This is a genomic window from Streptomyces sp. NPDC033221, from assembly GCF_055577005.1.
Genome location: NZ_JBVIQN010000023.1, coordinates 63,447 through 75,457 on the forward strand (window position 1 = coordinate 63,447; position 12,011 = coordinate 75,457).

8 protein-coding genes are annotated in these 12,011 nt (G+C 70.1%); 4 read left to right on the forward strand and 4 right to left on the reverse strand.

Features of this window, described 5'->3' with window-relative positions; genetic code table 11:
- The first annotated feature begins 92 nt into the window (after positions 1–92).
- A complete protein-coding gene (locus ACZ53K_RS27000; protein ID WP_468841296.1) occupies positions 93–680 on the forward strand; it encodes a TetR/AcrR family transcriptional regulator in 588 nt (195 codons plus the stop codon).
- Positions 681–1,013: 333 nt separating this feature from the next.
- A complete protein-coding gene (locus ACZ53K_RS27005; protein ID WP_468841298.1) occupies positions 1,014–1,535 on the forward strand; it encodes a TerD family protein in 522 nt (173 codons plus the stop codon).
- 150 nt (positions 1,536–1,685) lie between these two features.
- Here the strand turns inward: ACZ53K_RS27005 and ACZ53K_RS27010 are convergent, their stop codons facing one another.
- Together ACZ53K_RS27010 and nrdR are read right to left on the reverse strand one after the other, a co-directional pair.
- Positions 1,686–4,559, reverse strand: coding sequence for a vitamin B12-dependent ribonucleotide reductase (locus tag ACZ53K_RS27010; RefSeq protein WP_468841300.1), 2,874 nt, complete (start codon positions 4,557–4,559; stop codon positions 1,686–1,688).
- A 118-nt stretch (positions 4,560–4,677) separates the two neighbouring features.
- Positions 4,678–5,208, reverse strand: a complete 531-nt coding sequence (nrdR, locus tag ACZ53K_RS27015; protein WP_073760361.1) for a transcriptional regulator NrdR — start codon at positions 5,206–5,208, stop codon at positions 4,678–4,680.
- 542 nt (positions 5,209–5,750) lie between these two features.
- Between nrdR and lexA the strand changes: the two genes are divergently transcribed.
- Entirely contained in the window at positions 5,751–6,539 is a 789-nt protein-coding gene (lexA, locus tag ACZ53K_RS27020; protein WP_468841302.1) for a transcriptional repressor LexA, read from the forward strand.
- Positions 6,540–6,730: 191 nt separating this feature from the next.
- On the opposite strand, the gene ACZ53K_RS27025 is transcribed toward lexA, so the two are convergent.
- Together ACZ53K_RS27025 and ACZ53K_RS27030 are read right to left on the reverse strand one after the other, a co-directional pair.
- Entirely contained in the window at positions 6,731–8,704 is a 1,974-nt protein-coding gene (locus ACZ53K_RS27025) for an ATP-dependent DNA helicase (RefSeq protein WP_468841304.1), read from the reverse strand.
- A gap of 41 nt (positions 8,705–8,745) precedes the next feature.
- The gene (locus ACZ53K_RS27030; protein ID WP_468841404.1) at positions 8,746–10,716 is read right to left on the reverse strand and encodes an IucA/IucC family protein; all 1,971 of its coding nucleotides are present in this window, start codon (positions 10,714–10,716) and stop codon (positions 8,746–8,748) included.
- A gap of 974 nt (positions 10,717–11,690) precedes the next feature.
- Here ACZ53K_RS27030 and ACZ53K_RS27035 point away from each other — a divergent pair.
- A complete protein-coding gene (locus ACZ53K_RS27035; protein WP_468841306.1) occupies positions 11,691–11,849 on the forward strand; it encodes a hypothetical protein in 159 nt (52 codons plus the stop codon).
- Positions 11,850–12,011 lie beyond the last annotated feature (162 nt).

Sequence of the window (12,011 nt, forward strand, 5' to 3'; positions counted from 1 at the left end):
GGCACGGACCTGCCCACACACGTTCCGATGCAGGTGCATCACATCGTACCCTTGTCATCGATACGCACGCATCGCCATATCGGGAGCACCGCATGCCCAAGCAGGTGGACCACGAGAGCCGCCGCCGGCAGATCGCCGAGGCCGTCTGCCGGCTCGCCGACGAACACGGACTGGAGGGCGTCACCCTGCGGGACGTGGCGGCGCGCGCCGACGTGTCCATGGGGGCGGTCCAGCGCTGTTTCCGCACCAAGGAGGAAATGCTGGTCTTCGCGCTCGGCCACATCGGCGCACGGGTCTCCGCACGGGTGTCCGCACGGCTCACCGAGTCCCCCGCCCAGTCGGCCCGTACGGCACTCGGGCACGCCACCACCGAAATCTCCCTGCTGCGCCCCGAGCACCGGGCCGAGGCCCGCGTCTGGCTCGCTTTCGTCGCGCAGGCCGCGGTCAGTCCCGCGCTCGCCGAGATTCTGCGCGGCAACTACGCCGAGCTGCACGGGTTGTTCACCCGCCTCATCTCCGAAGCCACCGCGGCACCCGACGCGGAGCGGGAGGCGCGCACCCTGCTCGCCCTCACCGACGGCCTGACCACCCACGTCCTGATCGGCCATCTCACTCCGGATGTGGCACTCGATGCCCTGGACAGCCACTTGGCACGCCTCTGGGGCATTTCGGCCGCCTGACCGGCCCGTGGATCCAGCCCAGAGCCCCGACTCCCGACCCGGCCCGCGCCCTCCGGCCAGGCGTCAACTCGTCGCCCACGACGCCGACATCGCGGCACGACCGCAGGACCGCCCTGACCAGGACACCAACCGTCGTACGCCCCAACGCGCCTACCCCGAACGGAGTACTGGTGGAACTTCAGCCTTACTCAATACGTCGGAGTAGCAGTACGCGTACCAGTCCTGCCGACCGGACGGCGTCGCCCCGACCGCCGGGGCAGGGCTTGCGGAGCGTGACACCATTGGTGAAACGCCTTGCACAGCCCGGGAGTTGCAACACCGGAAGGGATCTCTGTGAGCAGCCTCAACAAAGGGATCGGCAAAGTCGAAGCGACCCTCAAGTGGGACCCGAACCCCGCGGGCACTCCGGCCCATGACCTGGACCTCATCGCCGCGACCTACACGAAGGACGACCCGCGCGGCACGCCCGCCTACCTCGTGCACTTCGACAGCCGGTCGCCCGACGGCACCATCATCCTCAGCCGCGACAGCCGCACCGGCCTGGGCCTCGGCACCGACGAGGCCATGGTGCTGGAACTGAACCGGCTGGCGGACACCTACGCGCGCGTGGTCGTCGGAGTGGCCATTCAGCAGCACGGCGGGCGAAAGACGTTCGGGGACATCAGCAACACCGCGGTCCGCGTCAACGAGGGATACGACGAACTGGCGGTGGATGATTTCTCCGGTGTCGCCGGTGCCACCGCGGCGGTCATAGCGGAATTCGACCGGGATGAATCCGGCGAATGGCGGTTCCGCCCGTCCGTACGGGGCTTCGACGCCGACCCGGAAACCTTCGTCACCATCATGGGCGACTGAGCACCATCACATACTGACGCGGCGAAACAGGCACCGTCTTCGCTGCGCCCCCTCATGCGCCGGGCCGACGGGCCCCGCACACGAACGCAGGGTGGGGAACCGGAATTCCGGCTCCCCACCCTGGTCAATCAATCACCCGAAGGTGTCGGATCAGCTGCACCCGCTGGTCGAGCCGCAGCCCTCGCACAGGTAGCAGCTGCCCGCGCGCTGCATCTTCGTGCCACAGGAGAAGCACAGCGGAGCGTCGGCGTTGATGCCGAGCTGCATCTCCACCAGTTCGGCGTTGGTGTGCGCCTGCTTGGGGGCCGGGGCAGCGGTCTCCTCTACGGCCTCGGCCGCCGAGGACGCCGCCGACTCCAGACGGCTCAGCGTCGACTGGGCCAGGCTGTCGACGTCCAGCTCCTCCTCGTCGACCGGCTCGTACGAACCGGTCTCCAGGTGGCGCTGGCGCTCCTCGACGGAGTGGATGCCGAGTGCGGAGCGGGTCTCGAAGGGCAGGAAGTCCAACGCGAGGCGGCGGAAGATGTAGTCGACGATCGACTGCGCCATCCGCACGTCCGGGTCGTCCGTCATGCCGGCCGGCTCGAAGCGCATGTTGGTGAACTTCGAGACGTACGTCTCCAGCGGCACGCCGTACTGGAGGCCCACCGAGACGGCGATGGAGAAGGCGTCCATCATGCCCGCGAGGGTCGAGCCCTGCTTGGACATCTTCAGGAAGACCTCGCCCAGACCGTCGTCCGGGTAGGAATTGGCGGTCATGTAACCCTCGGCGCCGCCGACCGTGAAGGAGGTGGTGATGCCGGGACGGCCCTTGGGCAGGCGCTTGCGGACCGGACGGTACTCGACGACCTTCTCGGCCGGCTTCTCCTCGGCCTTCTTCTCCTCCTCCTTCTTCTTGGCGGAGAGCGGCTGGCCGACCTTGCAGTTGTCGCGGTAGATCGCCAGGGCCTTCAGGCCGAGCTTCCAGCCCTCGAAGTAGACCTCCTCGACCTCTTCGACGGTGGCCGACTCGGGGAGGTTGACGGTCTTGGAGATCGCGCCGGACAGGAACGGCTGGGCCGCCGCCATCATCCGTACGTGGCCCATGGCCGAGATGGAGCGCTCGCCCATGGCGCAGTCGAAGACCTCGTAGTGGGCGGGGTCCAGGCCGGGGGCATCGATCACGTTGCCGTTGTCGGCGATGTGGGCGACGATCGCCTCGACCTGCTCCGGCTGGTAGCCGAGCCGCTTGAGCGCCTTGGGGACCGTGTTGTTCACGATCTGCATGGAGCCGCCGCCGACCAGCTTCTTGAACTTGACCAGGGCCAGGTCCGGCTCGACGCCCGTGGTGTCGCAGTCCATCATCAGGCCGATGGTGCCGGTCGGGGCCAGCACGGAGGCCTGCGCGTTGCGGAAGCCGTTCTTGTCGCCGAGGCGGACGACGTCCTGCCACGCCTCGGTGGCCGCGGCCCAGACCGGGGTGTCCAGGTCGTCCATGCGCTTGGCGGCGCCGTTGGCGTCCGAGTGCTGCTTCATGACGCGCTTGTGGGCGTCGGCGTTGCGGGCGTAACCGTCGTACGGGCCGACGATCGCGGCCAGCTCGGCGGAGCGCTTGTAGGAGGTGCCGGTCATCAGCGAGGTGATGGCACCGGCCAGGGCGCGGCCGCCGTCCGAGTCGTACGCGTGGCCGGTGGCCATCAGCAGGGCGCCGAGGTTGGCGTAGCCGATGCCCAGCTGGCGGAAGGCGCGGGTGGTCTCACCGATCTTCTCGGTGGGGAAGTCCGCGAAGCAGATGGAGATGTCCATCGCGGTGATGACCAGCTCGACGACCTTGGCGAAGCGCTCGGCGTCGAACGACTGGTTGCCCTTGTCGTCGTCGCGCAGGAACTTCATCAGGTTCAGCGAGGCCAGGTTGCACGAGGAGTTGTCCAGGTGCATGTACTCGCTGCACGGGTTCGAGGCGGTGATCCGGCCCGACTCCGGCGAGGTGTGCCAGTGGTTGATCGTGTCGTCGTACTGGATGCCGGGGTCGGCGCACGCCCAGGCGGCCTCCGCCATCTTGCGGAACAGGCCCTTGGCGTCGATCTCCTCGATGACCTCGCCGTTCATCCGGCCGCGCAGGCCGAACTTCGAGCCGGTCTCGACGGCCTTCATGAACTCGTCGTTCACGCGGACGGAGTTGTTGGCGTTCTGGTACTGGACGGACGTGATGTCGTCGCCGCCCAGGTCCATGTCGAAGCCCGCGTCACGCAGGGCGCGGACCTTCTCCTCCTCCTTCACCTTGGTGTCGATGAAGGCCTCGACGTCCGGGTGGTCCACGTCCAGGACGACCATCTTGGCGGCGCGGCGGGTGGCGCCGCCCGACTTGATCGTTCCGGCGGACGCGTCGGCGCCGCGCATGAAGGAGACCGGACCGGAGGCGTTGCCGCCGGAGGACAGGAGCTCCTTGGAGGAGCGGATGCGGGAGAGGTTCAGGCCGGCGCCGGAGCCGCCCTTGAAGATCATCCCCTCTTCCTTGTACCAGTCCAGGATCGAGTCCATCGAGTCGTCGACGGAGAGGATGAAGCACGCGCTGACCTGCTGCGGCTGCTTCGTGCCGACGTTGAACCACACCGGAGAGTTGAAGCTGAAGACCTGGTGGAGCAGGGCGTACGCCAGCTCGTGCTCGAAGATCTCGGCGTCCGCCGGGGAGGCGAAGTAGCCGTTCTCCTCGCCGGCCTTCGTGTACGTCTTGACGACCCGGTCGATGAGCTGCTTGAGGCTCGATTCCCGGGTGTCGGAGCCCACCGCGCCGCGGAAGTACTTGCTCGTGACGATGTTGACCGCGTTCACCGACCAGAACTCGGGGAACTCGACGCCACGCTGCTCGAAGTTGATCGAGCCGTCGCGCCAGTTGGTCATGACGACGTCACGGCGCTCCCACGCCACCTCGTCGTACGGATGCACGCCGGGAGTGGTGTGGATGCGCTCGATACGCAGACCCTTGCTCGCCTTGCTGCCCTTGGCGCGGGAGCCTCGTGCCGGGCCGCTCGTCGTCTCTGTCATTCCGCCTCCCTGTACGGGCAAACGCCCATATGTGCGCACTTGTTCCGTGGCACGGTGTGTGTCTGTCTGGCACCAGGGCGCCTGCATTTGCCCTGGTCAGGTCTGTGGTGTGCCGATCTCAGTCGGCAGCGGTGGCGGGCACTGGGACCGCCGGGTGTCCGGCGCCCCCTTCGCACCCGCACTCCCGCGCGGGCGGGCCCTGCTCGCTCTGCTCCCGCAGCTCGGCGATGGCCGCCTCGAAATCTTCCAGCGAGTCGAAGGCGCGGTACACGCTCGCGAAACGCAGGTACGCGACGAGGTCGAGTTCCTGCAGCGGGCCCAGTATGGCCAGCCCGACGTCGTGGGTGGACAGCTCGGCGCTGCCGGTGGCGCGCACTGCCTCCTCGACCCGCTGCCCCAGCTTGGCGAGGGCGTCCTCGGTGACCGGCCGGCCCTGGCACGCCTTGCGCACGCCGGCGATCACCTTGTTACGGCTGAAGGGCTCGGTGACCCCGCTCCGCTTGATCACCATCAGGGACGCCGTCTCAATGGTCGTGAAGCGGCGGGAGCAGTCCGGGCACTGGCGGCGCCGGCGGATCGAAGTGCCGTCATCGGTGGTGCGGCTGTCGACCACCCGGCTGTCGGGGTGCCTGCAGAAGGGGCAATGCATGAATTCACCCTCCTCACCCTCGAAAATTGCGGTCGCACGCCCACTATCCCGGCGTACGGCTGATGAGCCCCGGGCCGCCCTCACGGACCCCCGGAGCAGCCCCAAGCATAGGCGATACCCAGAGCCCCGGAGGACACCGGCACCACAACTTGTAGGCGGTTGTAGTCATCAAAGCACTACATGTGGTGTCGGGAGGTCATCCGCGTTCCCAGCGTGTCGTGGCGGGGCGGGCCGTCGGCGGCCACTCACAGGACCGCCGACGAGCGTACGGGACGGGACCCGGGGGCGGCTCCGGCGGGGCGGGGATGACAGAATCGGCCCGTCGCGGCGCCCGGGCCGTACCCAACGGGACGGCGCGCACGCCCGGCCATCAGCTCGGGGCGAAGAGTACCGCAATGACCCGAATTGCCTTTCGGCTATACACCCAAGCCCGTGATCAGGTCAGCTAATCCGGAAATTTTCACTCGAACGTGTGTTTGGCGCAACCTTTCGAAAGCAACTACCGTTGGCTAACTAGGGAGCACATTCCGAGAGGGGCCGACGTGACCACCACCGCAGACAGCGCCACCATCACCGCCCAGAGCCACTCCCAGAGCCGATTCGATCCGACCCGGAAACCGCCGATGGACGACGCAATGACCCCCGAGGGGCAGAAGCCAGCCCGCTCACTGCCCGGCCGTCCTCCAGGCATCCGCGCCGACAGTTCGGGACTCACCGACCGCCAGCGCCGGGTCATCGAGGTCATCCGGGATTCCGTCCAGCGCCGCGGCTACCCGCCGTCCATGCGCGAGATCGGCCAGGCGGTCGGGCTGTCCAGCACCTCGTCCGTCGCCCACCAGCTCATGGCTCTGGAGCGCAAGGGTTTCCTGCGCCGCGACCCGCACCGCCCCCGGGCGTACGAGGTCCGCGGCTCCGACCAGCCGAGCAGCACGCCCACCGACACGACGGGCAAGCCCGCCGCGTCCTACGTCCCGCTCGTCGGCCGGATCGCCGCCGGCGGTCCCATCCTCGCCGAGGAATCGGTCGAGGACGTCTTCCCGCTGCCCCGGCAGTTGGTCGGCGACGGCGAACTGTTCGTCCTGAAGGTCGTCGGTGACTCGATGGTCGAGGCCGCGATCTGCGACGGCGACTGGGTCACGGTGCGCCGCCAGCCCGTCGCGGAGAACGGTGACATCGTCGCGGCCATGCTGGACGGCGAGGCCACGGTCAAGCGCTTCAAGCGCGAGGACGGCCATGTCTGGCTGCTCCCGCACAACTCCGCGTACCAGCCCATTCCCGGCGACGAGGCCACCATCCTCGGCAAGGTGGTGGCGGTGCTGCGGCGGGTCTGACCCACCCCTCGACGGAGCCCCGGGACCACTGCGCCGGTCCCGGGGTTCTGTTATGCGCCCGAGCCGGCGCCGCTCTCGCGTAGTGGTGGTGCGGGGGCCCAGCAATGGTGCGGGGTGGGGCCTGGGAGCCGTGTCCAGGCGCGGTGTGCCCCGTGTGGTGCGGGCACGGCCTGTCGAGCGCCCGAGGGGGCTTACGCGTCCTCTGAGGCCTTGGCTGCGGCGTCGATGGCGGCCAGGGAACGGCGCACCTGGTTACGGTCGGTCGTGTACCAGAACTCCGGCATGGAGCGGCGCAGGAACGAGCCGTAGCGGGCGCGCTCGACCCGGGGGTCCAGGACGGCGACGACGCCGCGGTCGCCCGTGGCGCGTACCAGGCGGCCCGCTCCCTGGGCCATCAGGAGGGCGGCGTGGGTCGCCGCGACCGCCATGAAGCCATTGCCGCCGGCTTCCTCCACAGCCTTCTGCCGGGCGCTCATCAGGGGGTCGTCGGGGCGCGGGAAGGGCACCCGGTCCATGACCACGAGCTGGCAGTTCGGGCCCGGCACGTCGACGCCCTGCCACAGGGACAGGGTGCCGAACAAGCACGTACGGGCGTCCGCGGCGAAAGTGCGGATCAGCTCGCCGAGGGTCTCCTCGCCCTGGAGGAGGATCGGCACGTCCAGCCGTCCGCGCAGATTCTCGGCGGCGGCCTGGGCCCCGCGCATGGAGGAGAACAGGCCCAGCGTACGGCCGCCGGCGGCCTCGATCAGTTCGGCCAGCTCGTCGAGCATGTCCGTACGGCTGCCCTCCCGGCCCGGCTGGGCCAGGTGCTTGGCGACGTACAGGATGCCCTGCTTGCCGTAGTCGAACGGCGAGCCGACGTCCAGGCCCTTCCACTGCGGGACGTCCTCACCCTCCGTGCCCTCCGGAGCGAGGCCGAGCGAGGCGCCGACCCCGTTGAAGTCCCCGCCCAGCTTGAGCGTGGCTGACGTAAGCACAACAGAACGGTCCGCGAAGAGCTTCTCGCGCAGCAGACCGGAGACCGACAGGGGCGCGACGCGCAACGAGGCGCCGAAGCGGTCGTGGCGCTCGTACCAGACGACGTCGTACTCGGAGCCGTTGGCGATGCGCTCGGCGACCGCGTGCACGTTCTCCACAGAGGCCAGGGCCTGCTTGCGCACGGCGTCCTCGTCCTGGACGGACTTGTCGCGGGTCGTGCCGAGCGCCGAGATCACCGTACGGGCCGCGTCACGCAGCGCCATCAGACAGTAACCGAGGTCCTCGGGGACCTCCTCCAGACGGCCCGGCAGGGCCAGCTCCATCAGCCGCTCGAAGGTCTCCGAGGCGGTCTGGAGCTGGTCGGCGGCCTTCTCGTTGACCAGCTTGGCGGCGCGCTTCACGGCCCGGTTGACCTGCCCGGGCGTGAGCTCCCCGGTGGCCACGCCGGTGACCCGGGAGACCAGCTCGTGTGCCTCGTCGACGATCAGTACGTCGTGCTGGGGCAGCACCGGGGCGCCCTCGATGGCGTCGATGGCCAGCAGGGCGTGGTTCGTGACGATCACGTCGGCGAGCTTGGCGCGCTCGCGGGCCGCCTCGGCGAAGCACTCCGCGCCGTACGCGCACTTCGAGGCGCCCAGGCACTCCCGCGAGGAGACCGAGACCTGCCCCCAGGCGCGGTCGGAGACCCCCGGGGTGAGATCGTCGCGGTCCCCGGTCTCGGTCTCGTCCGCCCAGTCGCGCAGCCGCAGCAAGTCCTTGCCCAGCTTGCTGGTGGGCGTCGCGTTCTCGAAGGGGTCGAAGAGGCCCTCGTCCTCTTCCTGCGGGACGCCCTCGTGCAGACGGTGCAGGCAGACATAGTTGGAGCGGCCCTTGAGCATCGCGAACTGCGGACGGCGACGCAGCTGCGGATGCAGGGCGTCGACCGTGCGCGGCAGGTCGCGCTCGACCAGCTGGCGCTGGAGCGCGAGCGTGGCCGTGGCGACCACCACACGGTCGCCGTGGGCCAGCGCCGGCACCAGATAGCCGAGGGACTTTCCGGTGCCGGTGCCGGCCTGTACGAGCAGGTGGGAACCGTCGTCGACCGCTTCGGCGACGGCTTCGGCCATGGCGATCTGGCCGGGGCGCTCGGTGCCGCCGACAGCGGTGACGGCGGCGTGCAGCAGATCGGGGAGGGGGGGCTTCGTCATAGCGCTGCCACCCTACGCGGGCCCACTGACAATCTGCTCGGTCACGGGTGGTGCAGGGGGTTCGGCACGGTGCCGTGGACGGCGGCGTGCGGGCGCTGCGCGCGGTCACGGTATCCGTCGAGGTGGAGCCGGTTGCGGTTCAGGCACAGCCGGGCGATGCGGGGGGTGAGCAGGTCGAAGGTCTCGTGGCGTTTCTTCAGGTGCGGGAAGCGTCCCTGATGGCGCAGGATCTCCGCCCGTACGAGGGACCAGAACTCGGCCTCCGGGACCGCGAGTTGCTGCTCGCACAGCGGGGCGAGGTAGCGGAAGACCCCGACGAAGAGACCGGAATGGATGAACTGGGTGAGGAAGTCCGGCGGTTCGGTGAGCAGCACCGCCCGGACGTCGGCGGGCATCGTGGCGTGCTCCGGCAGCGGCTCGGCGCTGGTGTTGACGTCGTCGACGAAGTCCTTGACCGCGAGGCGGGTGGGGACGTCCTGCTCGTCGAAGACGACGATGGCGTTCTCGCCGTGCGGGGAGAAGACCGTGCCGTACTGGTAGAGGAAGTGCAGCAGGGGCGGCAGCAGGGCGGCGAAGAGGTGGCGCAGCCAGACGCGGGGCGCCAGGCCGGAGCGGCGCACCAGCTCGGCTGTTAAAGCACGCCCGTGCGGGTCGGTCTGCAGGAGCGCCGCCAGCGTACGGGCCCGCTCCCCCGGATCGAGGTAGCGGCTGATCGGCTCGCGCCAGATACAGCCCAGCAGTTCCTTGTACTGGTACGGGACGCCGGGCAGCCGGTCGTACAGGGGGTGTTCGACGGTGACCGATGCGGTTTCGCCGAGCAGGATCACCCGGGTCTCGTCCCGCAGGTACGGGTCGGCGTCGCGCAGGCCGTGAACCCAGGCGGTGACGGCGGGGGCGGCGATGGTGCGTTCGGTCGGCAGGCCGCGCCAGACCAGGGTGTTCAGGACGGAGAGCGGGAGCTTGACCGTACGGGCCCTGGGACGGCTGGTGTTGAGGAAGGTGCGGATGGACTGCTGGGGCAGTCGCAGGTCGTTGTCAGTGGGGAGTGGGACGATGGATTTGTCGGCGAGTTGGGGGGCGAAGAGGGGCGCGACGGTCTCGTCCCACTGCCAGGGATGGACGGGGAGGTAGAGGTAGTCGGCGGGGTCGAGGCCCTGCGAGGAGAGGGTGCGGGCGAAAGCGGCACGGATGTCGGGGGTGAGTTCATCGGCGTAGAGACGATCGGGAGTGGCCAGGGCCGGGACGCCCCGGTAGACGGCCAGCCGACGGTGCGCGGCGATCCAGGGCAGGCACTGCGGGGTGCGGGCCTCGGGTGACCAGGCGGCGGCGTCGGCCGCCGAGAAACCCAGCCGCCCCTTGTTGGCGACGAGCCAGGGATGACCGGTCTGGTGGCCTTCCAGGGCGGCGTAGTCCAGGTCGGCGAGATCCGCCGCGCTGAGGGCCGTGGCGTCCAGGCGGGTGTCGGCGGCGAGGGTGGCGGTCAGCTCACGGATGAGGTGACCGGTGGTGTCACCGGACAGGCCCAGGACGGTGTCATGGGCGTGGAAGAGGAAGTGCAGGGGGTCGCCTGTGGGGGTGATGGAGTCAGGATCGACACGCCAGTGTCCGTACGCGCCACGATGCGCCCGGAAGCGATAGGTGACGTCCTCGGTCAGAGGCAGGCGGTAGGGGCGGGAGTCGTCGGTGGAGCGGCATTCGCCGGTGGGGCGAAGGTCGTCGGTGGGGTGGGGGGCGCCGGTGGGGTGGGGGTGGAGGGCGCTTGGGGTGGCCGGTGGGGCTGGTGGGGTCGGTTGGGTGGGGGTGAGGGTGGCAGTGGGGGTGGGGGTGGCAGTGGGGGTGGGGGTGGCAGTGGGGGTGGGGGCTGAGGTGGGGGCGCCAGGTCCGGGGGCTGGGCCGGTGCCCGGGGTGGATCCGTGACCGTCGCGGGGGCCTGGGACGGAGGCGGTGTGGGGGTCGGGTTCGGGGGTGATGACTCCCTCGTACGCGAACTCCGCCAGCGTCTTGGCGAGCAGCCGGCGAGCGGCTCTCTGCCACGCGCGGTGGCTGTCTGCCCCGCCATCGGAAGGCTCGGCTCCGGGAGCGGCGGCGGGTTCGGAGGGAGCAGAGGGGCCAGAGGGAGTGTGGGGGCCAGAGGGAGCGTGGGGGCCAGAGGGGCCGGCAGTGTCAGCGGGTCCGGGGACGCCGGGAGCGGCGGGAGCGGCAGGGTCGGAGCCGGTGCCGGGGTCGGAGCCGGGACCGGGGAAGACGTGGCCCGATGCGGGCGGGGCACCGGCGCTGGGGGTGACAGGGTCCGGGGTGCCGGAATCCGGGTCGCTCACGCCGAAGCGGCGGGGGTGGTCAGGGCCTGGAGGGCTGTCGGCAGGGCTGTCGGCGCCACGGCTGCGGGAGCCTGGGCTGTCGCAGCCGGGCCCGCCGGCGTCGGAAGGCGGGTTATGGAGAGGTTCGGAGGAAGGACGCAAGGCGGGGCTCCTGGGGACGAGACCTGAGCGACACGGACAGTGCGCGGAGAGAAGGGGCCAGGCGTGGAGACGCGGACAGTGCGGAGGGGGTGGGCAACGCGAAAGGTGCGGTCGGGCGAACCGGAGGGGTTGTAGGGGCGGAAGGGAGTGTGAGGGCCGAAGGAGGCGAGTGGGAGGGAAGGGGTGGGTGGAGTCGGAGGTGTAGGTGCGCCGGGGTTGGTGGGTGGGTCTGTGGAGGCCGGCGGGCCGGATGGCACCGGCAGGTGAGATTGGGCGGGCGGGCCGGGAGGGGCCGGCAGGTGAGACTGAACCGGCATGCCGGGTGGGACCGGTCGGCGGGGCCAGGCAGGTAGGCCGGACAAGGCGGGCGTTCGGCTCCGAGTGAGCCTGCCGAACGGAGCAGGCAGGCTGGGCGGGGCCGACTGGTCGGGCGGGGCCGGCAGGCTGGGTACGACCGGTCGGTCGGGTGGGGCCGGCAGGCCGGGTGCGAGCGGGCTGCCGGGCGCGACCGGGCTGCCGAACGGGGCGTGACGGCCGAGTGGGAGGTGATGGCCGAGCGGGACGTGACGGCCAAGCAGGGTGTGGCGGGCGAGCAAGGTGGGATGGGCGAGCCGAACGTGCTGGCCGAGCAAGGCGCGTCGGCCGAGCGGGGCGTGTTGGCCGGGCAGGACGTGACGGCCGAGTAGGAGGTGCTGCTTGAGCTGGGTGTGACGGTCGAGCAGGGCGGGACAGCGGTGCAAGGTGGGACAGTGGCGCAAGGTGTGACAGCGATGCCGCGCAGGTGGGGCTGTGGCAGGACGTGGGGCTGTGGCAAGCGGTGGGGTTGTGGCGGGACGTGGGATGGGTGG